At 72.1% G+C, this 25321-nt stretch carries 22 protein-coding genes and 1 pseudogene; 16 read left to right on the plus strand and 7 right to left on the minus strand.

Translation table 11 applies throughout. From position 1 onward, the window contains the following. Nucleotides 1–35: 35 nt before the first annotated feature. The 7 genes and pseudogenes from LJ657_RS12210 (at nucleotide 36) to nrfD (ending at nucleotide 11045) form a co-directional block, all read left to right on the plus strand. Nucleotides 36–3203, plus strand: a complete 3168-nt coding sequence (locus tag LJ657_RS12210; protein ID WP_232648518.1) for a bifunctional cytochrome P450/NADPH--P450 reductase — start codon at nucleotides 36–38, stop codon at nucleotides 3201–3203. 23 nt (nucleotides 3204–3226) lie between these two features. Next, nucleotides 3227–4192 (plus strand): phosphotransferase family protein, encoded by a 966-nt coding sequence (locus LJ657_RS12215; protein WP_232648520.1) that lies wholly within the window; start codon nucleotides 3227–3229, stop codon nucleotides 4190–4192. A gap of 91 nt (nucleotides 4193–4283) precedes the next feature. Then, nucleotides 4284–5570 carry an ROK family transcriptional regulator gene (locus LJ657_RS12220; RefSeq protein ID WP_232648522.1) on the plus strand — a complete coding sequence of 429 codons (1287 nt, stop codon included), beginning with the start codon at nucleotides 4284–4286 and terminating at the stop codon, nucleotides 5568–5570. Between the two features lie 151 nt (nucleotides 5571–5721). Continuing rightward, the gene (locus LJ657_RS12225) at nucleotides 5722–5955 is read left to right on the plus strand and encodes a hypothetical protein (RefSeq protein ID WP_232648524.1); all 234 of its coding nucleotides are present in this window, start codon (nucleotides 5722–5724) and stop codon (nucleotides 5953–5955) included. 18 nt (nucleotides 5956–5973) lie between these two features. Next, nucleotides 5974–9262: pseudogene (fdh, locus tag LJ657_RS12230) on the plus strand (formate dehydrogenase). Continuing rightward, nucleotides 9259–10101 (plus strand): 4Fe-4S dicluster domain-containing protein, encoded by an 843-nt coding sequence (locus tag LJ657_RS12235; protein WP_232648525.1) that lies wholly within the window; start codon nucleotides 9259–9261, stop codon nucleotides 10099–10101. Before fdh ends, LJ657_RS12235 begins: the two are co-directional and overlap by 4 nt. Next, nucleotides 10098–11045 (plus strand): NrfD/PsrC family molybdoenzyme membrane anchor subunit, encoded by a 948-nt coding sequence (gene nrfD, locus LJ657_RS12240; protein ID WP_232648527.1) that lies wholly within the window; start codon nucleotides 10098–10100, stop codon nucleotides 11043–11045. The genes LJ657_RS12235 and nrfD overlap by 4 nt, the downstream gene beginning before the upstream one ends. Before the next feature lie 23 nt (nucleotides 11046–11068). Here the strand turns inward: nrfD and LJ657_RS12245 are convergent, their stop codons facing one another. Further along, complete coding sequence (locus tag LJ657_RS12245) at nucleotides 11069–12097, minus strand: SDR family oxidoreductase (RefSeq protein ID WP_232648528.1); 1029 nt, start codon at nucleotides 12095–12097, stop codon at nucleotides 11069–11071. A gap of 403 nt (nucleotides 12098–12500) precedes the next feature. Between LJ657_RS12245 and LJ657_RS12250 the strand changes: the two genes are divergently transcribed. Next, nucleotides 12501–13157 (plus strand): M15 family metallopeptidase, encoded by a 657-nt coding sequence (locus LJ657_RS12250; protein ID WP_232648530.1) that lies wholly within the window; start codon nucleotides 12501–12503, stop codon nucleotides 13155–13157. Here the strand turns inward: LJ657_RS12250 and LJ657_RS12255 are convergent. The 3 genes from LJ657_RS12255 to LJ657_RS12265 form a co-directional block, all read right to left on the minus strand. After that, nucleotides 13154–14116: an SDR family NAD(P)-dependent oxidoreductase gene (locus tag LJ657_RS12255; protein WP_232648531.1), complete on the minus strand. Its 963-nt coding sequence runs from the start codon at nucleotides 14114–14116 to the stop codon at nucleotides 13154–13156. The two genes, LJ657_RS12250 and LJ657_RS12255, sit on opposite strands and share 4 nt — an antisense overlap. A gap of 317 nt (nucleotides 14117–14433) precedes the next feature. Next, nucleotides 14434–15090: an HAD family hydrolase gene (locus tag LJ657_RS12260; protein WP_232648533.1), complete on the minus strand. Its 657-nt coding sequence runs from the start codon at nucleotides 15088–15090 to the stop codon at nucleotides 14434–14436. Nucleotides 15091–15127: 37 nt separating this feature from the next. Beyond that, entirely contained in the window at nucleotides 15128–16168 is a 1041-nt protein-coding gene (locus LJ657_RS12265; protein WP_232648869.1) for a PHP domain-containing protein, read from the minus strand. Nucleotides 16169–16277: 109 nt separating this feature from the next. Between LJ657_RS12265 and LJ657_RS12270 the strand changes: the two genes are divergently transcribed. Further along, the gene (locus LJ657_RS12270; protein WP_232648534.1) at nucleotides 16278–17075 is read left to right on the plus strand and encodes an SDR family oxidoreductase; all 798 of its coding nucleotides are present in this window, start codon (nucleotides 16278–16280) and stop codon (nucleotides 17073–17075) included. A gap of 138 nt (nucleotides 17076–17213) precedes the next feature. Here the strand turns inward: LJ657_RS12270 and LJ657_RS12275 are convergent, their stop codons facing one another. After that, nucleotides 17214–18443 carry a ricin-type beta-trefoil lectin domain protein gene (locus tag LJ657_RS12275; protein ID WP_232648538.1) on the minus strand — a complete coding sequence of 410 codons (1230 nt, stop codon included), beginning with the start codon at nucleotides 18441–18443 and terminating at the stop codon, nucleotides 17214–17216. 136 nt (nucleotides 18444–18579) lie between these two features. Continuing rightward, the gene (locus tag LJ657_RS12280) at nucleotides 18580–19245 is read right to left on the minus strand and encodes a VanZ family protein (RefSeq protein ID WP_232648540.1); all 666 of its coding nucleotides are present in this window, start codon (nucleotides 19243–19245) and stop codon (nucleotides 18580–18582) included. 247 nt (nucleotides 19246–19492) lie between these two features. Between LJ657_RS12280 and LJ657_RS12285 the strand changes: the two genes are divergently transcribed. The 6 genes from LJ657_RS12285 to LJ657_RS12310 are packed head-to-tail and all read left to right on the plus strand — an operon-like array spanning nucleotide 19493 to nucleotide 23233. Next, the gene (locus LJ657_RS12285; protein ID WP_232648541.1) at nucleotides 19493–19675 is read left to right on the plus strand and encodes a hypothetical protein; all 183 of its coding nucleotides are present in this window, start codon (nucleotides 19493–19495) and stop codon (nucleotides 19673–19675) included. Further along, on the plus strand, nucleotides 19672–20124 hold the full coding sequence (locus LJ657_RS12290) for an MrpF/PhaF family protein (protein ID WP_232648545.1): 453 nt from the start codon (nucleotides 19672–19674) through the stop codon (nucleotides 20122–20124). The genes LJ657_RS12285 and LJ657_RS12290 overlap by 4 nt, the downstream gene beginning before the upstream one ends. Beyond that, nucleotides 20117–20377, plus strand: coding sequence for a Na(+)/H(+) antiporter subunit B (locus tag LJ657_RS12295; RefSeq protein WP_232648547.1), 261 nt, complete (start codon nucleotides 20117–20119; stop codon nucleotides 20375–20377). The genes LJ657_RS12290 and LJ657_RS12295 overlap by 8 nt, the downstream gene beginning before the upstream one ends. Continuing rightward, entirely contained in the window at nucleotides 20374–21114 is a 741-nt protein-coding gene (locus LJ657_RS12300; RefSeq protein WP_232648548.1) for an MnhB domain-containing protein, read from the plus strand. Before LJ657_RS12295 ends, LJ657_RS12300 begins: the two co-directional genes overlap by 4 nt. An 8-nt stretch (nucleotides 21115–21122) precedes the next feature. Continuing rightward, nucleotides 21123–21470: a sodium:proton antiporter gene (locus LJ657_RS12305; RefSeq protein ID WP_232648870.1), complete on the plus strand. Its 348-nt coding sequence runs from the start codon at nucleotides 21123–21125 to the stop codon at nucleotides 21468–21470. Further along, on the plus strand, nucleotides 21470–23233 hold the full coding sequence (locus LJ657_RS12310; protein WP_232648550.1) for a complex I subunit 5 family protein: 1764 nt from the start codon (nucleotides 21470–21472) through the stop codon (nucleotides 23231–23233). The genes LJ657_RS12305 and LJ657_RS12310 overlap by 1 nt, the downstream gene beginning before the upstream one ends. Here LJ657_RS12310 and LJ657_RS12315 read toward each other — a convergent pair whose 3' ends face one another. Beyond that, a complete protein-coding gene (locus tag LJ657_RS12315) occupies nucleotides 23234–23896 on the minus strand; it encodes a DUF4230 domain-containing protein (protein WP_232648551.1) in 663 nt (220 codons plus the stop codon). A gap of 144 nt (nucleotides 23897–24040) precedes the next feature. Here LJ657_RS12315 and LJ657_RS12320 point away from each other — a divergent pair, with 144 nt between their 5' ends. Continuing rightward, nucleotides 24041–25231 carry a cytochrome P450 gene (locus LJ657_RS12320; protein ID WP_232648556.1) on the plus strand — a complete coding sequence of 397 codons (1191 nt, stop codon included), beginning with the start codon at nucleotides 24041–24043 and terminating at the stop codon, nucleotides 25229–25231. Nucleotides 25232–25321: the final 90 nt, after the last annotated feature.

Here is a 25321-nt window from a genome sequence, read left to right on the forward strand (position 1 = left end):
AGTACTCCCGTACCGCGAAAGGCAGTTGTCGCGCCATGCCCCCCACCGCCCTGCACCCCCACACCGCGGACGCCCTCCCCGCGGTCCCCCTCGTCGACATCACCGCCACCGGCCCCGGCCGCGCACCGATCCAGCAGGTCATGGACCTCATGCGCGAGCACGGCCCGGTCCTCGTACGGCGGCTGCACGGGCGGGACGCACTGTTCGTCGGCGACCTGGACCTGGTGGCCGACCTCGCCGACGAGACGCGGTTCGCCAAGCATGTCGGGCCCGCGCTGGAGAACGTCCGTGAGTTCACCGCCGACGGGCTGTTCACCGCGTACAACGACGAGCCCAACTGGGCCAAGGCGCACGACATCCTGATGCCCGCCTTCGCGCTCGGCTCGATGCGCACCTACCACCCCGTGATGCTGAAGGTCGCCCAGCGGCTCATCGCGTCCTGGGACCGGGCCGCCCGTGAGGGACAGCCCGTCGACGTGCCCGACGACATGACCCGGATGACCCTCGACACCATCGGACTCGCCGGCTTCGACTACGACTTCGGGTCCTTCGGGCGGGACGAGCCCCACCCCTTCGTCGAGTCCATGGTCCGCTGCCTGGAGTGGAGCATGACCCGGCTCGCCCGCACCCCCGGCCGCGACTACTCGGCCGCCGACGCCGCCTTCCGCGACGACTCCGCCTACCTCACGCAGGTCGTCGACGACGTCATCGCCTCCCGCACCGGCACCGACCAGACCGGCGCCGGGGACCTGCTCGGCCTCATGCTCAGCGCGCGGCACCCGGCCGACGGCACCACCCTCGACACCGCCAACATCCGCAACCAGGTCATCACCTTCCTGATCGCAGGCCACGAGACGACCTCCGGCGCGATGTCCTTCGCCCTCTACTACCTCGCCAAGCACCCCACCGCGCTCCAGCTCGTCCAGCGTGAGGCTGACGCCCTCTGGGGCGACCAGGCAGACCCCGAGCCGACGTACGACGAGGTCGGCAGGCTGACGTACACCCGCCAGGTCCTCAACGAGGCCCTGCGGCTGTGGCCCACGGCCGCCGCCTTCAGCCGGCACGCGCTCCAGGACACCGTGCTCGGGGGCCGGATCCCGCTGCGCGCCGGGCAGGCCGTCACCGTGCTCGCCCCGATGCTGCACCGCCAGCCCGTCTGGGGCGACAACCCCGAGCTGTTCGACCCCTCCCGGTTCACCGCCGAGGCGGAGGCGGCCCGGCCGGTGCACGCCTTCAAGCCCTTCGGCACCGGCGAACGCGCCTGTATCGGGCGGCAGTTCGCGCTGCACGAGGCGACCATGCTGCTGGCGATGCTGGTCCACCGCTACCGCCTGCACGACCACACCGGCTATGCGCTCCACGTCAAGGAGACCCTCACCCTCAAGCCCGAGGGCTTCACGCTGACCCTCACCCCGCGCACCACCGCCGACCGCGAACACGGTGTTCTTCCCGGGACCCGTCCGGCCGAGACCCCGCAGAGCCAAGGCCCGCGCACCCTTTCCACCCGCGTCCGCCCCGGCACCGGCGTCCTCTTCCTGCACGGGAGCAACTACGGCACCTGCCGAGAATTCGCCGCCGGGCTCGCCGACGAGGCCGCCGGGATCGGCTGCGAGACCGAGGTCGCGCCCCTCGACGCCTACCCCGACGGCCTGCCCACCGACCGGCCCGTCGTCATCACCGCCGCCTCCTACAACGGCCGCCCCACCGACGACGCCACCGCCTTCGTCGCCTGGCTCGAGGACACCCACGACCTGACGGACGTCACCTACGCCGTCCTCGGCGTCGGCGACCGCAACTGGGCCGCCACCTACCAGCACGTCCCGACCCGCATCGACGACCGCCTCGCCGAACTCGGCGCCACCCGTCTCGTCGACCGCGGCGCCGCCGACGCCTCGGGCGATCTGACCGGCGCCGCGCGGGACTTCACGGCCCGCCTGCGCACTGCGGTCCTGGAGCGGTACGGCGACCCGGACGCCACCGCGGCGGCCGACGACGAGCCCACCACGGCGTACGAGGTCCGCACCCTCACCGGCGGCCCCCTGGACACCCTCGCCGAACGGCACGGCCTCCTCCCGATGACCGTCACCGAGGCGTACGACCTCACCGCCCCCGGCCACCCGCGCCGCAAGCGCTTCGTCCGCGTCGCGCTCCCGGACGGCACCGCCTACCGCACCGCCGACCACCTCACCGTGCTGCCCGTCAACGCCCCGGACCTGGTCGACCGGGCCGCCGCCGCACTCGGCGTCGCCCCCGACACCGTGCTCGACATCCGCGCCACCCGCCCGCGCCGCGACGGGCTCGCGGTCGACCGGCCCTTGACGGTACGTCAACTGTTCACTTACCAAGTCGAGTTGCAGGAGCGGGCGACGCCCGCCCAGCTGGTCGCACTCGCCGCCGCAAACCCCTGCCCGCCCGAGCGTGCGGCCCTGGCCTCCCTCACCGGCGACGACCCGCGCACCCTCGTCGAGCTGATCGAGGACCACCCCGCCCTGCGCGGCGCCCTCGACTGGCCGCAGCTCCTGGAGATCCTGACGCCACTGCGCCCGCGCCACTACTCCATCTCCTCCTCGCCCGCCGTCGACCCCGGCCGCGCGGACCTCATGGTCTCCCTGCTCGAAGCCCCCGCACGCTCCGGCAAGGGCGTGTACCGGGGGACCGGGTCAGGTCACCTCGCCGCAGTCGAACCCGGCGAGACCATCCTCGCCCGGGTCCAGCCGTGCCGGGAGGCCTTCCGGCTGGACCACTCCGCTCCGGTGATCATGGTCGCGGCGGGAACGGGCCTCGCCCCCTTCCGCGGGGCAGTCGCCGACCGCATGGCCTCCCTCGCCGCCGGCGCCGAACTCGCCCCCGCCGTCTGCTACTTCGGCTGCGACGCACCCGAGGCGGACTTCCTGCACGCCGAGGAGCTGCGCGACGCGGATTCCGCTTCAGCCGTGTCGTTGCGCCCCGCCTTCAGTACCGAGGGGACGTTCGTGCAGCACCGCATCGCCGCCGAGGCCGACGAGGTGTGGGAGCTGCTCGGCGCCGGGGCCCGGGTGTACGTCTGCGGCGACGGTTCGAAAATGGCGCCGGGTGTGCGGGACGCGTTCCGTACGCTGTACCGGGACCGCACGCCGGGCGCCCACCACGCGGCGGCCGAAAGGTGGCTCGACGCACTGATCGCGGACGGCCGTTACATCGAGGACGTGTACGCGGCCGGCTGACCGAGGGGAGAGGTGGGCGCACGGTGGTGGACTCCTGGGAACGGGCCCGAAGCATCCTGGAGTACGCGGAGATCCCTCCCGACCGGCTGGCCCACCTGCGCCCCCTGACGGGTGGCACCTACAACACCGTCGAGGAACTCCGCCTCACCGACGGCAGCCGCTACGTAGTGAAGGTCGCGCCGGACGCCCCGGGACTGCGCTACGAGAGCCGGCTCCTCGTCGCCGAGGCGGAGTTCTACCGCGGCGCCGAAACGGCCGGGGTGCCGGCGCCCCGGCTTGTCGCCCTGGACGACGAGAGCCCCGTACTCCTGATGACGGCTTGTTCCGGCGAACCGTGGGACGGATCCCTCACCGAGTCCGAACGAGCATGTCTGCGCACGGAGTTGGGCTGCCAGGTGGCCGCCCTGCATCGCGTCACCGGAACCGCCTTCGGCTACCCGTCCGGCGCCCTCGGCCCCCTCGCGCCCGACTGGCGGACCGCTTTCACGGGGATGCTCGACGCGATTCTCGACGACGCCCGCCGCTTCGCTGCCCGGCTGCCCAGGCCCGTCGAGGAGATCGCCGGCACGCTCCGTGTCGCGTACGGCGCCCTCGACGGGGTGACCGTTCCCGCTCTCGTCCACTTCGACCTGTGGGACGGCAACATCCTCGTGGAGCGCTCGGCGGAGTCCGTCCGCATCGGCGGGCTCATCGACGGGGAGCGCATGTTCTGGGGCGACCCGCTGGCCGAGTTCGTCTCCCTGGCGCTGCTGGGGGACATCAGGAAGGACGAGGCGTTCCTCACCGGGTACCGGGAGGGCGGCGGGCGGGCCGAATTCGACCGCCCGGCCCTCCTCCGTCTCGCCCTCTACCGCGCCTACCTCTACCTGATCATGCTGGTCGAGACGGTCCCGCGGGCGATGGGGGAGGGGGACATCCGGTGGCGAGAGGAGGCGGTCGCACCGGAACTCGTGGCCGCCCTGGACGAGATCGAGGAGGCCACCTCTTAGCTCACATCGTGAACTAAGGGTTGGAGGAATATCGCGCCAAGTCCGTCCGCAGAGGTATGTTGCAGGTCGGACAGGGCGCGAAAGGAACCATATGGCGGGGCGGAACGGGCGCACGGTGCGCGACCTCAGGCGGGCCAACCGCACGGTCGTGCTGCAGCGGCTCTACTTCGACGGGCCCCTCAGCCGCTTCGAGCTCGGCCCGGTGACCGGGCTGAGCTCCGGCTCGGTCAGCAACGTCGTCGCGGACCTGGTCGCCGACGGCCTGGTCGAGGAGGCCGGCAGCGTCGACTCCGACGGCGGCCGCCCCCGCACCCTGCTGCGCGTGGCGCCCGCCAGCGGCCACATGATCGGTGTCGACGTGGGCGAGACCCGGGTGCGTGTCGAGCTGTTCGATCTCACCCTCACCGAACTCGCCCGCGCCGAGCGGCCCTTGGAACAGCAGCGCTACGACGTCGAGGTCATCGTCGGCCACATCCGCGACGGGATCGCCGAGGTGCTCGCCGGCGCCGGCATCGGCCCCGAACAGCTCCTCGGCGTCGGCATCGGCGTCCCCGGCATCGTCGAACACACCCCGGAGCGCGGCGCCGTGGTGCACGGCCAGACGATCGGCTGGGACGCCGTGCCGCTGGAGGCGCTGCTCCGCTCGACCTCCCGACTCCCGGACGGAGTGCGGTACTTCATCGGTAACGGGGCCAAGACCCTCGGGCAGGCCGAGATGTGGTTCGGTGCGGGACGCGGCGCTCGCAATGCGATCGTCGTCCTCTTCGGCTCCGGTGTCGGCGCGTGTCTCGTGACGCCCGAGGTGGAGCACGGGCGGGCGGTCGAGTGGGGCCATCTGACCGTACGGGTCAGGGGGCGCCGCTGCCGGTGCGGTGCGCTCGGTTGCCTGGAGGCGTATGCGGGGGCGGAGTCCCTGCTGGAGCGGTGGCGGGAGGAGGGGGGACGGCCCCCGAAGGACGCCGACGAGGAGACCGCCCTCACGGCGATGCTTGCGTCGGCGTATCCCTCCGGGGGTGGGCCGGCCGATCCGGTGGCGCTCGCAGTGCTGGAGGAGACCGCCGAGTATCTGGGGGCCGGGCTGTCCGATCTGATCAACCTGTTCCAGCCCGAGCGGATTCTCATCGGGGGATGGGCGGGGCTTCAGCTGGGGGCGCGGTTCCTGCCCGCCGTGCGGCGGTACGCGGCCTCCTATGCGCTGCGGCATCCGGCCGAGAAGGTGGCCATCGATCTTGGGCGGCTGGGGCCCGACGCTGTCACCGTCGGTGCGGCGATTCTGCCTCTGGCCGACTTCTTCGCCCGGGGCGGGCGGCGGCTGGAGCCGGTGCCCGAGGGGCCGGTGCCGGCTTGGCGGACGGCGATGGAGGAACGCGCTCCGTAAGTGCCGGGATGGGCTGTCGAGCGACTGCTGCTGCGTTGTGGCTGGTCGCGCCGTTCCCCCCGTCCCTTCGGGGCGCTGAGGCACCCCCAGGTTTCGGCCACCACTGCCGGAGGTACTCGCGTCTCGCTCGACGACGTGAAGGGAGTGCGCCGTGGCCGACCGGCGTGACACAGGCCAGGGCGGTGAATCCGTGCCACGGGACCTGCCCGACCAGCAGGTGCACGAGGGCGAGGATCCGCTGGACATCCCCGTTCCGGACCTGGAGGCGCAGGAGCCGGACGGTGAGGTGCCCGACACCGACGAGGCCGGTACCGGCCGCCGGGACGGGCCCCGTTCGGCGACCGTCCACCCCGAGCACCCCGCTCCGGACGAGCCCACCGCCTGACCGATACAGGGAGCCATCATGGGTATCGGCGACCGGGTCCGCGCGTGGCCCGTCTACCGGCAGCTCACCGGCACGGACCGCACAGGCCGGGGGAGCGCCGCGAAATCCTCGTACACCGACGGCCTGCGTCCTCGCACCGACAGTGCGGAGCGTGTGGTGCAGTCTGTCTGCCCCTACTGCGCGGTCGGCTGCGGGCAGCAGGTCTATGTACGCGACGAGAAGGTCGTCCAGATCGAGGGCGACCCCGCCTCGCCGGTCAGCCGCGGACGGCTGTGTCCCAAGGGTTCGGCGACCCTTCAGCTGACCACCGGACCGGCCCGTGAGCACCGGGTCCTCTACCGCCGTCCGCACGGCACCGACTGGGAGACCCTCGATCTCGACACGGCCATGGACATGGTCGTCGAACGGGTCCTGCGCGCCCGGCGGGAGACCTGGGAATGGGAGCGCGACGGGATGCGCACCGCCCGCACCCTGGGCATCGCCGGTCTCGGCGGCGCCACCCTCGACAACGAGGAGAACTACCTGATCAAGAAGCTGCTCACCGGCCTCGGCGTGGTCCAGGTGGAGAACCAGGCCCGGGTCTGCCACAGCTCCACCGTCGCCGGCCTCGGCACTTCCTTCGGCCGCGGCGGCGCCACCACCTTCATGCAGGACCTGCAGTACGCCGACTGCATCGTCATCGAGGGCTCCAACTTCGCCGAGTGCCACCCGGTCGGCTTCCAGTGGGTGATGGAGGCCAAGAAGCGCGGTGCCACCATCATCGACGTCGACCCGCGCTACAACCGCACCAGCGCACTCGCCGACCTGTACGTGCCGATCCGCGCGGGCACCGACATCGCCTTCCTCGGCGGGATCATCAACCACGTCCTGACCGAGGAGAAGGACTTCCGCGAGTACGTCCTCAACTACACCAACGCAGCCACCCTGGTCGGCGAGGACTTCCGCGACACCGAGGACCTCGACGGCGTCTTCTCCGGCCTCGACGAGGAGAAGAAGCACTACGACCCCGCCACCTGGCAGTACGAGGGCGTGGAGATCCAGCAGCCGGCCGGCGAGGCCGACGAACTCTACGAGGACCGCACCCGCAAGTCCGCCGGCGCCGAGGCCCACGGCTCCGGCGGCGCCCGCACCGGCCACCGCGCCCCCACCGACGAGACCCTCCAGCACCCGCGCTGCGTCTACCAGATCCTCAAACGACACTACGCCCGCTACACGCCCGAGATGGTCGAGGAGGTCTGCGGCATCCCCCGCGAGACCTTCCGGCAGGTCTGCGACGCGTTGACGAGCAACTCCGGCCCCGAGCGCACCAGCGCCTTCTGCTACGCCGTCGGCTGGACCCAGCACACCACCGGCGCACAGTTCATCCGGGCCGCCTGCGTCCTGCAGCTGCTGCTCGGCAACATCGGCCGCACCGGCGGCGGTATCCAGGCCCTGCGCGGCCACGCCTCCATCCAGGGCTCCAGCGACATCCCCACCCTGTTCAACCTGCTGCCCGGCTACATCCCGATGCCGCACGCCCACGAGGACATGAACCTCGACAACTTCGTCGAGACGACCCGCACCGTGAAGGGCTTCTGGTCCGAGATGCGGTCCTACCTCGTCAGCCTGCTGAAGGCCTACTACGGCGACGCCGTAGTAGGCCTTCAGCAGGCTGACGGCCTACTACGGCGACGCCGCCACCCCCGAGAACGACTTCTGCTTCGACCACCTGCCACGCCTGACCGGCTCCCACTCCACCTACGACACGGTGATGGCCCAGCTCGACGGCGACTGCAAGGGCTACTTCCTGATGGGCGAGAACCCGGCGGTCGGCTCCGCCAACACCCGTCTGCAGCGGCTCGGGATGGCCAACCTGGACTGGCTGGTCGTCCGGGACTTCTCCCTCATCGAGTCGGCGACCTGGTGGAAGGACGGCCCCGAGATCGAGACCGGAGAGCTGCGCACCGAGGACATCGGCACCGAGGTGTTCTTCTTCCCGGCCGCTGCCCACACCGAGAAGTCCGGCTCCTTCACCAACACCAACCGCTGGGTGCAGTGGCACCACCAGGCCGTGGAACCCGAGGGCGACGCCCGCAGCGACCTGTGGTTCATGTACCACCTGGGCCGCCGCATCAAGGAGGAACTGGCCGGTTCGACCGACCCCATGGACCGGCCGGTCCTGGATCTCGTCTGGGACTACCCGGTCGACGGCGAACTCGACGAACCCGCGGCCGACGCCGTACTCGCGGAGATCAGCGGCCACGGACCCGGCGGCGACCCGCTCAGCGCCTACACCGAGCTGAAGGACGACGGCTCCACCCGCTGCGGCTGCTGGATCTACTGCGGTGTCTACGCCGACGGAGTCAACCAGGCCGCCCGCAAGAAGCCCGAGTGGGAGCAGGACTGGGTGGCCGCCGAGTGGGCCTGGGCCTGGCCCGCCAACCGCCGCATCCTCTACAACCGCGCCTCCGCCGCCCCCGACGGCACGCCTTGGAGCGAACGCAAGAAATACGTCTGGTGGGACCCGGGGCAGGGCAGGTGGACCGGACGTGACGTCCCGGACTTCGTCCCCGACCGCGCACCCGACTTCGAGCCCGACGAGGACGCGACCGGCCCGGACGCGCTGCGCGGCGACGACCCGTTCATCATGCAGGCCGACGGCAAGGGCTGGCTCTACACGCCCGCCGGCCTGGAGGACGGCCCGCTGCCCACCCACTACGAGCCGCAGGACTCGCCGTTCCCCAACGCCCTGCATCCCTCGACCCCGCGCAACCCGGTGCGCCACCTGATGCCCCGCGAGGGCAACCGCTACCACCCCAGCGGCGACGAGAAGGGCGCCGAGGTCTTCCCGTACGTCGTCACCACGCACCGCCTGACCGAGCACTTCACGGCGGGCGGGATGAGCCGCTGGTCGGAGTATCTCTCCGAGCTGCAACCGGAGTTCTTCTGCGAGGTCTCGCCCGCGCTGGCCCGCGAGCGCGGACTGGAGAACGGCGGCTGGGCGACGATCGTCACCGCCCGCAACGCCGTCGAGGCACGTGTGCTGGTGACCGACCGCATCCGCCCGCTGCGGGTGGAGGGCCGCGCCGTCCACCAGATCGGCCTGCCCTTCCACTGGGGGCCCAACGGCGTCGCGAGGGGCGATGCGGCCAACGAGCTGATGGCCATCGCCCTCGACCCCAACGCCCACATCCAGGAGGACAAGGCCCTGACCGCCGACATCCGCGCGGGCCGTCGCCCGCGCGGCCCGGACCTGCCGAAACTCGTCGCCGAGTACCGCAGCCGGGCAGGCATCACCCCGGACACCGGAACGGAGGTGCGCAAGTGAGCGAGGAACGCGTCGGCTTCTTCACCGACACCTCCGTCTGCATCGGCTGCAAGGCCTGCGAGGTCGCCTGCAAGGAGTGGAACGCCATCCCGGAGGACGGGCTGTCGCTGACCGCCATGTCGTACGACAACACGCAGGCGCTCGGCGCCTCGACCTGGCGGCACGTCGCCTTCATCGAACAGCCGCGCCCCGAGGGACGCACCGAACTCCCGCTGGCCCAGGGTGAGTCGACCGCTCAAGAGACACCGGTGGGCGGCGACGGCGAACTGCGCTGGCTCATGTCCTCCGACGTGTGCAAGCACTGCACCCACGCCGCCTGCCTCGACGTCTGCCCCACCGGCTCGCTGTTCCGCACGGAGTTCGGCACGGTCGTCGTCCAGGAGGACATCTGCAACGGCTGCGGCTACTGTGTGCCCGCCTGCCCGTACGGCGTCATCGAGCAACGCCCGCACGACGGGAGGGCGTTCAAGTGCACCATGTGCTACGACCGCCTCGGCGCGGGACGGGAACCGGCCTGCGCCAAGGCCTGCCCGACGGAGTCCATCCAGTTCGGCCCGCTGGACGAACTGCGCGAGCGGGCCGCGCTGCGCGTCGACCAGCTGCACGAGGCGGGCGTCACCGACGCCCGGCTCTACGGCCACGATCCCGACGACGGCGTGGGCGGCGACGGAGCCTTCTTCCTGCTGCTGGACCGGCCCGAGGTGTACGGGCTGCCGCCGGACCCAGTCGTCACCACCCGGGATCTGCCCGCCATGTGGCAGCACGCCGGTACGGCGGCCCTGTCCCTGCTGGGCGGCCTCGCGGCCTGCTTCGCGCTCACGGGAAGGGGCCGGCGATGAGCACGACCGGGCGCGCGGGACGCAGGCGGCGCCGGGGAGAGCAGCCCGTCGTTCCCCGGGCCGACTTCGAGTCGTACTACGGCCGCCCCGTCATCAAGGCACCCTCCTGGGCGGCGCCCGACATCGCCGGCTACTTCTTCCTCGGCGGTCTCGCGGGAGCCGGTTCGGTGCTCGCGGCGGGCGCGCACCTGACCGGACGTACGACGACCGCGACCGCACTCAAGGTGTCCTCGCTGGCCGCGGTCTCCCTGTCGGCCGCCGTGCTGATCCACGACCTCGGCAAACCGAGCCGGTTCGCGAACATGCTGCGGGTGTTCAAGCCGACCTCGCCCATGAGCATGGGGTCCTGGCTGCTCGGCGCCTACGGTCCCGCGGCGGGTGCGGCCGCCGCGAGCGCCGTGACCGACCGGTCGCCGCGTCTCGGGGGCGCGGCGACCGGCGCCGCCGCACTGCTGGGCCCGGTGGTCGCCACATACACGGCCGTCCTGGCCGCCGACACCGCGGTTCCGGCCTGGCACGGCGTCCACCGGGAGCTGCCGTACCTCTTCGCGGCGTCCGCGACCGCGGCGGCCTCCGGTATGGCGCTCGTCGTCGGACCCACGGACGAGAACGCTCCGGCCCGGTGTGCCGCCGGGCTGGCGGCGCTGGCAGACGCCGCGGTGACGAAGGCGGCGGAGCGGCGCCTGGGCATGGTCGCCGAGACCTGGCGGGAGGGCCGGGCCGGCGCGCTGCTGCGGGCCGCGCAGGTGCTCACCGCCGGGGGTGCGGTCACCGGCGCCCTCTTCGGCGGACGGCGCGGCGGCGCGGTCGCCTCCGGGCTCGCCCTGCTCGCGGGGTCCGCCTGCACCCGCTTCGGCGTGTTCGCGGCGGGCATCGCGTCGGCAAAGGACCCCCGGTACACGGTGGTGCCGCAGCGCGAACGGCTCGACGAGGCGTCGGCGTAGGCCTGCGCCGGTTCCGCGGGCGGTCAGCCCACCTTGCGCCCCCGCATCGGCTCGGTCCGTGCCCCCGCACCCTGCTGCAGGCCCTGCAGGAACTCCTCCAGCACCTCGGTCGCCTGATGCTCCGGGTGCCAGTCCAGCTCGGCACGCGCGCGTGTGCAGTCCATCAGAGGCAGCCGCAGCACCGCGTCGAAGAGGTGCGGCGACGCGGGCAGCAGATGCAGTCCCCAGGCGGCGGCGATCGCCGAGCGGGCCGCGACGCGGGGGAGCCGGACCGGACGGGTGCCCAGCATCTCGCCGAGCAGTTCGGCGTCCACCCAGGGCTCGGCCGCCAGGTTGAAGGCGCCGCGGACCTCTGTGCCGAGCGCGATGACGTACGCCCTGGCCGCGTCGTCGGTGTGCAGCGCCTGGACCCGCAGACCGGGGATGTCCGGGAGGAAGGGCAGCAGCTCCGGACGCGCCAGCGGGCCAGGGAGGAGGCGGCCGCCGAAGATCCGGCGCTGCTCGCTCGCCGACTCGCGCTTGAAGAGGAAGGCGGGCCGCATCCGGACCACCCGCACCTCCGGATGATCGCGTTCGAAGGTGTCCAGGGCGCGCTCCAGATAGGCCTTTTCCCGGCAGTACGCGGCATCCGGCCAGCCGTGCGTCGGCCAGGACTCGTCCACCGCGTGTTCCTTCGGTCCCGGAGAGTAGGCGCCCACCGACGACGCGTGTACGAGCGTCGGTACCCGGGCCGCCGCGACGGCCTCGAAGACCCGGATGCTCCCGAGCACGTTCGTGCGCCAGGTCGCCGCCGGATCATGCGTGGGCTGGAACGCCCACGCCAGATGGACGACCGCGTCGGCGTCCGCGAACTCCTTGACCAGGTCCGCCTGTTGGGACGCCAGATCTACCGCGGACCACTCCGTCCGCGCGGGCGACCAGTCGGGAATCCGCCGGGCCAGACCCAGTACGGAACCCACCTGCGCGTCCTCCGAGAGGAGGCGCACCACACTGGTGCCGACGTTGCCGGTGGCACCCGTGACCACGATCCTGCTGCCCACTGCGCTGCTCATTTCGGGCTCCTTCCGGCGGCACGGTCCGAAACGGGGTGACCGAGTACCCGGCCGGGGCGCGGGCACGCGGACTCCGCCGGACGACCTCGGAGGTGATCCACGCCCCTTACCGGCCCCCGGAACCATGGAGGACGTAACCACCCCACCGGATCGCGGGAGGACGTCCCACGCCGTACTTCGCCGGCCCCGCCGACGGTGCACAGCTGCGCTGCGTCGACTACGGACCGGCGTGGCCCGCACGGCGGACACCCCGGACGGCTGGGGCCCCGCGGTCATGCGGGCCGGCAGGAGAACGCAGGCCACGGCCTGTTCATCACCCACGCCTGGTAACGCGCCGCAGACCTGCGGGAGTTCATGGCCGACCCGGCGGCTCCTGGCCGGGAGGCCGGGGAATGATCAGGACATGAGCGAGATCATCCTGATGTCCGACGCCCGGGTCGCCGACGTCCCCGTGGTGGACAACGGCGAGCCTCTCGTCGACGTACGAGACAAGCTCCTGGTCGACGATCGCAAGTACAACGACTCCAACGGCGCCGAGGTCCATCTGCGCCGGGGCGTCCTCGACCGTCTCCTGGCCGCACAGGCCCTGCTGCCGGAGGGCCTGCGTCTGTTGTTCGTGGAGGGATACCGGCCGCCGGCCCTGCAGCGCCGCTACTTCGAGGGGTACGCCGGCGAACTGCGCGCCGCACACCCCGACTGGTCCGCGGACCGCATCCGCAGCGCCGCCAGCCGCTATGTCTCCCCGCCCGAGATCGCCCCGCACAGCGCGGGCGCGGCCGTCGATCTGACCCTCGCCGACGCCGACGGCCGCGAACTGGACCTGGGCACGGAGATGAACGCAAGCCCGGAGCAGAGCGACGGCGCCTGCTACACGCAGGCCGCCCACATCACGGACGAGGCCCGCGCCAACCGGGGCCTGCTCGGCGGGGTGCTGACGGCCTCCGGGCTGGTCAACTACCCCACCGAGTGGTGGCACTGGTCCTTCGGAGACCGCTACTGGGCCCTGGCGACCGGTGCGCCGGCCGCCCTGTACAGCCCCCGGGAACCGGGTGGCTCCTAGGCGAAGGCGTTCACGCCCGTCAGCTCTGACGACAACTCCCACAGGCGCGCGGCCTGGTCGGGGTCGACGGCCCAGTCCTTGACGCCACTGGTCTCGCCGTCCACCGCGAGTTCGGCGACATCGCAGTCCTCCAGGTAGACACCGCCCAGGCCGTCGAGCTGGGCCGAGGTCGCCGCCCACACCTGGGTGGCTGCGCCCTGCTCGGGGGTCTTGAAGCCCGCGGGGTTGAGCACGGTGCCGTTCTCGTCGATCCAGCCGCGCTCGACCATCTCCTCCTTGGGGATGTGCCGTTGGAGCGGGGTGATGATGCCGCCCGGGTGCAGGGAGAAGGCGCGCACGTCCGCGTCGCGGGCGAGCTTGTCGAGGTGAACGGCGAACAGGACGTTCGCGGTCTTGGCCTGTCCGTAGGCCTGCCACTTGTCGTAGCCCCGGCTCCAGTGGACGTCGTCCCAGCGCATGCCCGAGAAGTGGTGGGCGCGGGAGGAGACGGAGACGACGCGGGCGCCGCCGGGCGCGATGGCCGGCCACAGCCGGTTGACCAGGGCGAAGTGGCCCAGGTGGTTGGTGGCGAACTGGGCCTCCCAGCCGGGACCCACCCGCGTCTGGGGGCACGCCATGATCCCGGCGTTGTCGATCATGAGGTCGATGTTCCGCCCGGAGGCGAGGAACCGCTCGGCGAAGGCGCGCACGCTCTCCAGGTCGCCGAGGTCCAGCTCGTCCACCTCAACGCCGGCGAGCCCGGTCAGCGCCTCCTCCGCGGCGGCCCGGCGGCGGGCCGGGACGACCACCTGGGCGCCCGCCTCGGTCAGGGCGCGGGTGGTCTCCAGGCCGAGCCCGGAGTAGCCGCCGGTGACGACGGCGAGCCTGCCGGTCAGGTCGACGCCCTGGAGGACGTCGTCAGCCGTGCTGGTGGCGCCGAAACCGGATCCGATCTTGTGCTGTGCAGTGCCAGTGCTCATGCCGAGAACGCTACGAATTGGAGTGCTCTCGAAGTCAAGCGCAGTCGAGACCGCGTGTGTGGTGAGGCGGGGCAGGAAAGAGCCCCGACCGGACGGGGGAGGCCGGTCGGGGCTCGCCGACGGGTGGGCACGGATGGCGGTCGCCTCTCGGCGAAAGGCTCCACAGGGCTTCAGCCGAACGATCGTCCCTGTGGGCGAATGGTGAGGCCCGGGGACACTGTCCCATCCGCACCCACGGATTGTTCAACGGCGAACTACCCACTGGTGTTCCGGTGTTCGGCGCCTTGCGCGGTGATCTGCGTCACCCGTATGGGCACTCACGCCAGCGGGCTGTTCTCCAAGGCGGACAGCAGGTGCGCGGGGTCGTCGTACACCGCCTCCGCACCCGCCCCCTCCAGGTCGGCGCGCGGAATCCCGCCGCACAGCACGCCCACGCAACGCACGCCCGCCTGGCTGCCCGCCCGCATGTCCCACACGGTGTCTCCGACGAAGACCGCCCGTTCCGCGGGGACCCCGGCCAGTTCCAGGGCGTGCTCGACGGGCTCGGGGGCCGGCTTTCCCTCCTCCACGTCGTCCGCGCTCGCGGTGGCGGTGATCGCGTCGTCGGCGGAGATCGCGCGGCGCAGCGCGGAGAGTTCCGGGCCGCTCGCGGAGGTGGCCAGTACCACCGTCCAGCCGTGGTGGTCGAGGCGCCGCAGCAGCCGTCCGGCGTCCTCGAAAGCGGGCAGCCGGTCGAAGTACTGGCCGTACAACGCCCTGTGCGCGGCGCTGAGTTCGGCGTCCTGGTCCTTGTCCCGTCGGTCGCCGAGCAGCCGGGCGATCAGGTCCTCGGATCCGAGGCCGACGCAGCGGTGCACGGTGTGCATGGGCACCTTGTGGCCTGCCTGTCTGAAGACCTCCCACCAGGTCACCACGTGCAGGTGGTTGGTGTCGACGAGGGTTCCGTCGACGTCGAACACGGCCGCCCGTTCCATGCGCGCTCCCTTGCTCTTGCGGCGCCCGGGTACCACGTCAGGTGCCTGCCACTCCTGCGGGCGTGCGCCGCGAGTGGGTCCATGCCAGCAGGTCGTCCAGGCTCCAGGTGTTCACCACGCGCTCGGCCGGCACCTCGCACTCCTCGGCCCGGGCACAACCGAGGATCTGCCAGTCCAGCTGACCCGGCGCGTGCGCGTCGGTGTCGACCGAGAACAGCACGCCCGCGGCCACCGCCCCGCGCAACAGCCGCCGCGGCGGATCCAGCCGCTCGGGCCGGCTGTTGATCTCCAGGGCGGTGCCCGTCTCGGCAAGCGCCGCGAACACCTCGTCGGCGTCGAACTCCGACTCGGGCCGCCCCCGCCCGGTCACCAGCCGTCCCGTGCAGTGCCCGAGCACATCGGAATGCGGATTCCGTACGGCGGTCACCATGCGGCGGGTCATCGGGCGGGCGTCCATGCGCAGCTTGGAGTGCACCGACACCACGACCACGTCGAGCCGTTCCAGCAACTCCGGCTCCTGGTCCAGCGAGCCGTCGTCGAGGATGTCGCACTCGATGCCGGTCAGCAGCCGGAACGGTGCCCACGTCTCGTTCAGCTCCGCCACCACGTCCAGTTGCTCGCGCAGCCGCTCGGGCGACAGGCCGCGTGCCACGGTCAGCCGGGGGGAGTGGTCTGTGAGCGCCGCCCAGTCGTGCCCGAGGGCCCTCGCGGCCCGGCCCATCTCCTCGATCGGACTGCCGCCGTCCGACCAGTCGGAGTGCAGATGGCAGTCCCCGCGCAGCCGGGCCCGCAGCGCCGCACCGGCACGGTCCTCGCTCGGCTTCTCCGCCTCGCCCTCCAGTTTCCGCAGATAGCCGGGCACCTCACCGGCCAGCGCCTCCCGGACGACCTGGGCGGTCTTCGGACCGACCCCCTTGAGCGACTCCAGAGACCCGGAGTCCGCCCGCTCGCGCACCTCGTCCGCGGGCAGGGACGCCAGGACGCGGGACGCCGTACGGAAGGCGCGGACGCGGTACGTCGGCGCCAGGGACCGCTCCAGCAGGAACGCGATCCGGTCCAGTGCCTCGACGGGGTCCATGGTCACCTCCTCCTCCAGGGTTCCCCAGCCGCGGGCAGCCTGCACGGTTTGTCCCGCATGCGCCCGGGTACTGCGATGCGCAACCACGCAGCGCCCCGGGAGGTTGGCGATGTCCACATCGGCTGCCGCCGAGGTGGCCGTGATCACCGGCTCCGGCATCGGCCGCGCCACCGCCGTCCGGCCGGCCCGCGCGGGCATGGACGTCGGCATCACCTGGAACAGCGACGGCAAGGGCGCCGAAGGGACCGCCGACGGGGTCCGCGCCCACGGTCAGCGGGCCGCCGTGGCGCAGCTGGACCTCACCCGGCTGCCCACCGCGGCCGACACGGTCGACGAGCTGTGCGAACGGCTCGGCCGCCTCGACGTACTGGTCGACAACGCCGGTACGGGCACCATGACGCCCTTCCTCGACCTGGAGCTGGACGCGGTGCGCGAGATCGTCGAGGTCGACCTGATCGGCCCCTTCCTGTGCGGACAGCGGGCGGCGCGGCACATGATCCGGCAGGGCGACGGCGGCCGGATCGTCAACGTGACCTCCGTCCACGAGCACCAGCCGAGGGTCGGCGCCGCCCCGTACTGCGCCGCCAAGGGCGGCCTCGGACTGCTCACCCAGGTCATGGCCCTGGAGCTCGCCGAGTACGACATCACCGTCAACGCGGTGGCGCCCGGCGAGATCGCCACCCCGATGACCGGCCAGGAGGACACCGACGTGCAGACCGAGCCCCGCCCCGGCATCCCGGCCGGACGCCCCGGCGACGCCCGCGAGGTGGCCGCCGTCATCGCCTTCCTGGCGAGCCCCGACGCCTCCTATGTCACCGGCGCCTCCTGGAGCGTCGGCGGCGGCATGCTCCGGATGGGCCCGCAGGCGGGCTCCCACCTCAGGAGCGACGACTGGCGTCGCCCCTGAACCGCCCCCGGGAGACTGCGCACCAGCTCCTGCGACCGCGCCGGCTCCACAGGTGCAGCCGGGCAGGCCGCCGTTCCGGATCGTGGAGATCGACGGCGAAGTGATCGGTGAGGCCAAGTCCGTCACCGACGTCTCGGCTCAGCCGACCGTCCACTTCTGGTTGCCGCCGCCCGAACAGGTCCAGATCTGCAGCCGGGTGCCGTTGGCCGAGTTGTTCCCGGTCACGTCGAGGCACCTGTTCGCCTGCGGGTTGACGATGTCGTTCGCCCCGTTGACCGTCCACTTCTGGTTCGGGCCGCCGGTGCAGTCCCACAGCTGGACGGTCGAGCCGTCCGCGGTGCCGTTGCCGGTGACGTCCAGGCACTTGCCGAGCGCGCGCAGGGTGCCGTCGGAGCCCACGGTCCACTGCTGGGCGGCGGTGCCGTTGCAGTCGTAGAGCTGCACAGGGGTGCCGTCGGCGGAATTCGCCCCGGCGACGTCGACGCACTTTCCGGCCAGCCCCCTGATCGCCGCTCCGCCGGCCGAGTCGCCGGTCGTGACCGACACCGAGTCCACCACCAGTTGCTGCGGGAAGGACGTCGAGCCGTCCGGGTCGCCGGGCCAGTAGCCGCCGACCGCCAGGTTCAGGATCAGGAAGAACGGCTTGTTGAACACCCAGGTCCTGCCACCGAGGTCGGCCGGCGTGCGGCGCTGGTAGACGTTGCCGTCCACGGACCAGGTGATCGAGTCGGGCGCCCAGTCGACGGCGAAGGTGTGGAAGGCGTCCGCGAAGGCCTGGCCGCCCGGGAGTGTGTAGGCGGCGCCTATGCCGCCCGAGCCCGAGTAGCCGGGGCCGTGGATGGTGCCGTGCACCGTGGACGGTTCGAAGCCGACGTTCTCCATGACGTCGATCTCGCCCGAGTCCGGCCAGTTGACCGGCGTGCCGAGCATCCAGAACGCGGGCCACATGCCCTGCCCCCGCGGGATCTTCATCCGCGCCTCGACGTGCCCGTACTGGGCGTTGAACTTCCCAGAGGTGTTCAGCCGGGCCGAGGTGTACTGGCAAGTGCCGTACCAGCACTGGTAGTTGGCCGGGTTTTCGCGCCGGGCCGTGATCACGAGGTGACCCTGGCCGTCCAGGGCCGCGTTCTTGTTGCCCGAGGTGTAGTACTGCCGCTCATGGTTGTTGACGTTGTCTCCGGTCTCGGTCTGCCACTTCGAGGAGTCGACCGCGGCCCCGGCGGGCCCGTCGAAGGTGTCGGAGAAGGCCACCGCGGCGGCCGCCGCCCTGGGCGGATCCGCGTGCGCCGCACCGGTCGCGGCGGACGCGACCAGCACGGCGGACAGGGCGGCGAGCAGACATCTGCGCAGCAGGCGTGGGGAGGCCACGGCACTTCCTTCCGTACGGCGGCCGGGCGCCCGGAGGCGCCGACCGGGGTGGGGGTGAAGGCGTCGCCTCTTGATTTAAGAAGTGAGATAAGTAGGCGTCAATACTTTGGTACGGACCAGGAGTCGAGCGGCTGGACTATGCGCCCTTTGCCCGCTTCGCCTCCCGTCGCGGCAGCTTCTCCCGTGCGTGCACCGCCCGGCTCAGCCGCCGCCCGAGCAGGACGTACCCGATCAGCGCGCCGGTGGTGTTGAGGATGACGTCGTCGATGTCGAAGGCCCGCCCTTCGATCAGTGCCCCCTGGGCGAACTCCACCAGCAGCATCACCACCGCGGTCAGGATCAGCACCCGCAGCAGGCCGCGGGTCCGCGGTGCGACGACCGGCACCAGGACACCGAACGGGACCCCGAGCAGTACATTGCCGCCGATCTGCTTCACGGCGTCCTTGAGGGCCGGCTGATCCAGATAGGCCCGCAGTGTGCTCCCCGGGTGCAGGTTCGTGTGTGCCATCGCGACGGACGCGGGGGAGGGCTCCAGCGTCAGCCGGGCCAGTACCGCCGCGAACGCCACCATGAACACGAACGCGCAGAGCATCGCCAGCAGCCGGATCGGCAGGGCCAGTACATGCCGCTCACGAGGGGCGGGCCGCGACTTGCTCCCGGGCTTCTTCGACTTCTCCGGCTTCGACTTCTCCGGCTTCTGGGGCTTCTCTGCCTTCTTGAGCTTCTTCGGCTTCTCGGACGTGCCGGTCTTGGTGGTACGCAGGCGCAACGCTGCACGTGGTCGTAAGGCTGCACGGCCCATCAGGTCCTCCAGTCTTCAACTTCCCTGCGTTGTAAGGCGGTTACCCGCTCGGCAGCCGAGAATGCCGCCGCCCGCCGACTCGGCCGGACGGCCCCGCGGTTTCCCTTCCCGCCGTAGGGGCACTCCGGCGAGGGAAGTCAGCGCGCCGTCACCCGAGGCGCCCGCCGCGATGTTTGGATGCCGCGGGACGGACGTACCGGACATCCCGCCCGTGACGGTGTGCGAGCAGAGCCCGAGGAGGTGGCGCGTGACCCCGCGTACGGCCCTGTTCACCGTGGCCGAGCTGCTTGGCTGGTGGATCGCGCTCGGCCTGCTGTGGCTGGTACTCATCAGCACCGTCGACACGCTGGAACTCGTCGTCGGAGGGGGCTGCGCCTTCGTGGCCGCCTTCGTGGCCCGCGGTGCACGGCGGGCGGTGGGAGGGGCGTGAACGGCTGGACGCTCGCCGCCGCCCTCGGCCTCGCCGGCGGACTGGGCACCGCGCTGTGGGGCGTGACCACCGGTCCGCTGCGCCGCCGGGTCGTGGCCCAGAACCTGTCCACCGCACTCGCCTGTCCGAGCCTGCTGCTGCTCTCCCAGGCCTACAACCGCCCCTCCTACGTCGACCTCGGCCTCGTCCTGGCCCTCCTCGGGCCCGTCGGCACCCTCGTCTTCGCCCGGCTGCTCGCCGAGGAACTCGCCGAGGACCCGCCGCGCGCCTGGGGCGCGACCCTGACGGTCGCCGGCCTCGGCGCGGCCGCCGTCATCGCCCTGTGCGTCGCCACCGGGCCCGGCCGGGCCATGGCGAAACTGCTGGTCATCGGCGCGTTGCTGATCAGCGGGAACATCATCGCCTCGCGGGCCCTGTCCGGTGGATTCCGGGGGGTCCGCGGTGGCTGACGCGGTGATCGTGGTGGCACTGCTGCTGGTCGCGGGCTGCGCGACCGCGGCCGTGGCCACCCGCGACCCCATGCGCCAGGCCCTTGTCCTGTCCCTCCTGGGTGTCGTCCTCGCCGTCCTGTTCACCGTGCTCCAGGCGCCCGATGCCGGGCTCTCCCAGCTGGCGGTCGGCTCCGCGCTGACGCCGCTGCTGCTGATGCTCACCGTGCGCAAGGTCAAGCGGCGCGCGCAGGGCAAGGAGCGGGAGCGGTGACCCGGCGCGCCCGGCTGTGGGTTCTGCTCGCGGGCGGTGCGGGCCTGGCCGCCCTGCTCGTCGCCGCCTGTCTGCGTCTGCCGCACTTCGGCGGCAAGAGCCACCCCTACGGCGACCGGGCCGTCCACGCCTCGCTGGCCCGGCAGACCGCCAACACCATCTCCTCCGTCAACTTCGACCAGCGCGCCTTCGACACCCTCGGCGAGATGACCATCCTGTTCTCCGCCGTCCTCGGCTGCGTGATCCTGCTGCGCCAGACCCACGACGAACACCGTGCCCGCCCCGAGCCCGCCGAGGTCGCACCGCCGGTGCGCCGCTACGCCCTCGTCGTCCTGCCCGTCGCCCTGCTCAGCGGCCTGTACGTCATCGCCCACGGCCAGCTCAGCCCCGGCGGCGGCTTCCAGGGCGGAGTGGTCGCCGCGACCGCCCTCCACCTGCTCTACCTGGGCGCCGACTACGCGGCCCTGGAACGCATCAGGCCGGTCGGCGCCTACGAGGTCGCCGACGCCCTCGCCGCCTCCGGCTACCTCGTCATGGGCATCGCGGGACTGATCGGAGGCACCGCCTTCCTCGCCAACACCCTGCTGCCGTACGGCACCTTCAACACCTTGTCCTCCGGCGGCACCGTCCCGCTGCTGAACGCGGCCATCGGCATGGAGGTCGCCGGCGCGGTCGTCGTGCTGCTCGCCCGCTTCCTGGACCAGGCCGTCGAGATCGAGGAGGAGAGCGGCACATGAGAGCCGTGATGGACGTCCTGCCGTACCTGGTCGCCGCCTGGGTCTTCCTGGCCGGCTGCTACGGCCTGGCCACCAGCCGCAATCTGATCCACGCGGTCGGATGCCTGTCCGTGTGCCAGGTCGGCACCTATGTCCTGCTGCTGTCCGTCGGCTACCGCGACGGCGCCACCGCGCCGGTGTTCTCCGACGTCAAGCCCGGTTCACGGCCGGTCGTGGACCCGGTCGTGCAGGCGCTCACCCTCACCGACGTCGTCGTCGGCGCCACCGTCACCGCGCTGCTGCTCGCGCTCGTGATACAGGTCGCCAAGCGACACGGCACCCTCGACCCCGACGAACTCTCCGAGCTGCGCGGCTGATGAACGACCTGCTGCCCCTCGTCGTCGCCGTGCCCCTGCTGGGGGCCGCCCTCCTGGTCGCCGCGGGCCGCCGGCTGCCCCGGGTGATCGCCGAGTCCACCGCCTGCGCCGTCTCCGCCTGCACGGCCGGGCTCGCGATCACGCTGCTGCTGAACTCCTCGCCGCCCATGACCGAGTGGGTCGGGGGCTGGCAGCCCGTGAACGGCGAGAGCGTCGGCATCGTCCTGACCGGCGACGGTCCGGGCCTCGGCATGGCCTCGCTGGCCTCGCTGCTGACCCTGGCCGCACTCGCGTACTCCTGGCACTACTTCGACGAACCACCCCGCCGCCACGCGGGCTCCTTCCCCGCGCTGATGCTGCTCTTCCAGGGCGGCATGTGCGGCTTCGCGATCGCCGGCGACCTGTTCAACATGTTCGTCTGGTTCGAGCTGATGAGCGTCGTCGCCTACGCCCTGACCGGCACCCGGGTCGAGGAGGCCAAGGCCGTCCAGGGCGCGTTGACCTTCGCGGTCGTCACCTCGCTCGGCGCGTACGCCATGCTGATGGGCATCGGGCTGCTGTACGCCCGTACCGGCGAACTGGCGATGACCCAGATCGGGCGCGGTCTCGACCGGCACGGCGGGCCCGGCGCGCTCGTCCTCGCCGGGTTCGTCCTGCTGGTCACCGGACTGCTGGTCAAGGCGGCCGCCGTGCCCTTCCACTTCTGGCTCCCCGACGCCCACGCCGTCGCCCCGACGCCCGTGTGCATGCTGCTGTCGGGGGTGATGGTCGAGCTCGGCACGTACGGCGTCTGGCGGCTGTACGGGACCGTGTTCTCCGGGCCCGGCGGGGTGCCCGCCGGGGACCTGACGCGGGTGCTCGTCGTGCTCGGCGTACTGACGGCACTGATCGGCGCCGTCATGTGCTGGTACCAGCGGCACATCAAACGGCTGCTCGCCTACTCGACGGTGGCCCACACCGGCCTGTTCCTCATCGGGATCGGCGTCCTGAGGCCCGAGGCGGACGACGGGGTCGCGCTGTACGTCCTCGGCCACGCCGGTGTGAAGGCCGCCCTGTTCGCCTGCACCGGCGTCCTCCTCGACCGGTACGGCAGCGTCGACGAGCACGCCCTGCACGGGCGCGCCCGGCGGCTGCGCGGACTCGCCGTCCTGTACACCGCCGGGGCCCTCGGCCTCGCCGGGCTGCCCCCGTTCGGCACGGCACTCGGCAAGTCCGTCACGGAGGACGCCGTGGGTGGCCCCCTCACCGTCGTGTACGTGGCCGCGAGCGCGGTGACCGCCGGCGCGGTGCTGCGGGTCGTCGCCCGTGTCTTCCTCGGCCTCGGTCCCGATCCGCCCGACCAAGGCGAGTACGAGACGACCGGCTCCGGCGAGGAGCCCGAGACCGGCACCCGCGTCAGCCGGGTTCCCGGCCCGATGACGGTCGTCCCCACCGTGCTGCTCGCCGCCGCCCTGGCCATCGGCGTCGCTCCCGGCTTCGCCGGGCTCGTGGCACACGCAATGAGCGAGGCGGGGTCCGGCGGGGTGGTGGTCTCCACCCCGCAGTGGACCCTGCCCGGTGTGCTGCTGGGCCTGGCCTCGACCCTGCTCGCCCTGGGCCTCGCCGCCGTCGCCGTCACCCGCCCGAGGCTGCTCGCCGCCCCGGACTGGGCGCTGCCGCTGCGGCGCCTGCAGTCCGGGCACGTCGGGGACTACGTGGCCTGGGTACTGGTGGGCGCCGCGCTGCTCGGCGCACTGGCGCTGCCAGGTGTGCTGAGCGCCTGATCAGCTGCCGTAGCTGACATGCACCTCCTTGAAACCGAGGGAGCGCAGCAGGCCGTCGAGCATGTCGGTGGTGTTGGTCTCGGCGCGCGCGGTCAGGCCGCTGTCCTTGGCCGCGTCACCGATGTGCTTGACCGCGAGTTTCTGCACGGCCTGTTCACTGTTGGGGTTGTCCGAGAAGAGGTCGCCGAGCCGGTCGAGGAGACCGCGCTGCTTGGAGACTGCGTAGGAGCGGTCGGGGTCGAGGGCGGGCTTGCCGAGCGCCGCGTGCGGCAGCCGGAGCGTGGCGGACGTGCGGTCGCCGTTGACCGCCACGTCGTCCTTGCCGACCTTGCCGAGGTCGACGTACGCGTCGACGGTGCCCGCACCGATGTACAGCGTGCGGGAGCCGCGGATCGCGTCGGGCAGGTACTTGGTGTCCTTCTCCAGGTCGACGACGACCTGGAAGTTGCCGGAGGCGGCGTCGTAACGGCTCATGTCCTGGATGGACTGGAGCAGTGCGGGTCCCGAGCGGTCGTGCGTCTGCGTGCCGAACAGGTCCTTGAGGCCGGGGAGCACGCTCAGCCGGATCCCGGCGAAGAACACCACGAGCACCAGCACGACGGCGCTCACCGCCTTCGCCCAGCCGGGCATGCGCCTGGACACGCGCCTGATGGGAGTCGTCATGGCGACGGCCCTCCTTCCTACTGTTCCGAATGCCCGCCAAACCCCTTGGCAGACCGCCCCGTTGGCCGATTGACCCTCCTGACGGAAGCAGTGCGGGCGCACTAGCGTGGAGAACTCTCCGTATCGGCGCGCCTGGAGTCCCGGATGAGTACAGACAGCACGTCCCGGCCCCTGTGTCCCATGCACCGCATCGACCTTCCCGAGCCCGCCCCACCCCGCCCCGCCACCCTCGCCACCGGCACCCCGGCGTGGCTGGTGACCCGCTACGCCGACGTACGTCAGGTGCTCATGGACCCCCGGTTCAACAGGAGCTCCCTGCACGCCGAGGACGCTCCGCCGCTGCTCGTCGTGCCGAACCTGCTGGACGACCCCAACGGGCTCCTCAACCAGGACGGCGAGGCCCACCAGCGGTTGCGTGGCACGGTCCAACGGGCTTTCACGCCCCGCGCCATCGCCCGCTGGCGGCCCTGGGTGGCCTCGGTGGTCGGGACACTCCTCGACGACTTCGCCGCGCGGGACCGGCCCGCGGACATCATCGAGGGCTTCACCCGCCCGCTGCCCGTCTCCGTCATCTCCCGGCTCATGGGACTCGACCACGTGGACCGTGAGCGCATCCGCCACTGGGCCGACCACGCCCTCTCCGGCGGTGCGCACACCCGCGAGGAAGTCGTCGCGGCCATGCACGAGTTCGGGGCCTTCGCCGCCGATCTGATCGCCCAGCGACGCGAGAACCCCGGCGACGACCTGGTCAGCGGCCTGGTGTCGGCGGGCGACGGCCTGGACATCGACGAACGGCAACTGGTCACCCTGGTGTGCGGGCTGGTCGTCGCCGGGCACGAGACCACCATGACGGCGCTCGGCAACATCGTCGTCTACCTCCTCACCGACCGGCAGGAGGCCTGGCCCGGGCTCGCCGAGGACGAGGAGACGGCGGCCGTCGCGGCCGAACAGCTGCTGCGCGCCGTCCCGCTCAGCGAGGGGCGCGTGCTGCCCGGCCTGATCCGGCGCGCCGTCGAGGACACCGACGTCGGCGGCGTGACGATCCCGGCCGGCAGCGTGGTCGCCGTCCAGACCAATGCCGCCAGCCGCGACCCAGACGTGTTCCCGCCAGGCCCGCCCGACCTGTTCACCCCGCTGACCGCACCCGGCGTGATCTTCGGCGCCGGCCCCCACCACTGCCTCGGCGCCTGGCTGGCCCGCCTGGAACTCGGCCTCGCCCTGCACCGCGTGGCGACCCGCTTCCCCGACCTCCGCGCCGAGTTCACACCCGAGACGATCGAATGGCGGGAGGGCCAGATGACACGAAGCCCGAGGCGGCTGCCGGTGTCCTGGTGAACGGGCCCTGACGGGCCGGCTTCGCGCCCGCCCCAGGCAGGCCGGGCGAATGCCGCCGCGGTGCGGCAGCGCCCCGAAGGGGTGCGGGGA

Source organism: Streptomyces guryensis (genome assembly GCF_021261325.1).
Classification (GTDB): domain Bacteria; phylum Actinomycetota; class Actinomycetes; order Streptomycetales; family Streptomycetaceae; genus Streptomyces; species Streptomyces guryensis.

What these genes read in the sequence shown, in the direction of transcription:
- LJ657_RS12210 (WP_232648518.1), top strand. Translation starts at nt 36, where the DNA reads ATGCCCCCCACCGCCCTGCACCCCCACACCGCGGACGCCCTCCCCGCG.
- LJ657_RS12220 (WP_232648522.1), top strand. Translation starts at nt 4,284, where the DNA reads ATGGCGGGGCGGAACGGGCGCACGGTGCGCGACCTCAGGCGGGCCAAC.
- nrfD (WP_232648527.1), top strand. Translation starts at nt 10,098, where the DNA reads ATGAGCACGACCGGGCGCGCGGGACGCAGGCGGCGCCGGGGAGAGCAG.
- LJ657_RS12245 (WP_232648528.1), bottom strand. Translation starts at nt 12,097, where the DNA reads ATGAGCAGCGCAGTGGGCAGCAGGATCGTGGTCACGGGTGCCACCGGC.
- LJ657_RS12250 (WP_232648530.1), top strand. Translation starts at nt 12,501, where the DNA reads ATGAGCGAGATCATCCTGATGTCCGACGCCCGGGTCGCCGACGTCCCC.
- LJ657_RS12255 (WP_232648531.1), bottom strand. Translation starts at nt 14,116, where the DNA reads ATGAGCACTGGCACTGCACAGCACAAGATCGGATCCGGTTTCGGCGCC.
- LJ657_RS12260 (WP_232648533.1), bottom strand. Translation starts at nt 15,090, where the DNA reads ATGGAACGGGCGGCCGTGTTCGACGTCGACGGAACCCTCGTCGACACC.
- LJ657_RS12265 (WP_232648869.1), bottom strand. Translation starts at nt 16,168, where the DNA reads ATGGACCCCGTCGAGGCACTGGACCGGATCGCGTTCCTGCTGGAGCGG.
- LJ657_RS12270 (WP_232648534.1), top strand. Translation starts at nt 16,278, where the DNA reads ATGTCCACATCGGCTGCCGCCGAGGTGGCCGTGATCACCGGCTCCGGC.
- LJ657_RS12280 (WP_232648540.1), bottom strand. Translation starts at nt 19,245, where the DNA reads ATGGGCCGTGCAGCCTTACGACCACGTGCAGCGTTGCGCCTGCGTACC.
- LJ657_RS12305 (WP_232648870.1), top strand. Translation starts at nt 21,123, where the DNA reads ATGGACGTCCTGCCGTACCTGGTCGCCGCCTGGGTCTTCCTGGCCGGC.
- LJ657_RS12310 (WP_232648550.1), top strand. Translation starts at nt 21,470, where the DNA reads ATGAACGACCTGCTGCCCCTCGTCGTCGCCGTGCCCCTGCTGGGGGCC.
- LJ657_RS12315 (WP_232648551.1), bottom strand. Translation starts at nt 23,896, where the DNA reads ATGACGACTCCCATCAGGCGCGTGTCCAGGCGCATGCCCGGCTGGGCG.
- LJ657_RS12320 (WP_232648556.1), top strand. Translation starts at nt 24,041, where the DNA reads ATGAGTACAGACAGCACGTCCCGGCCCCTGTGTCCCATGCACCGCATC.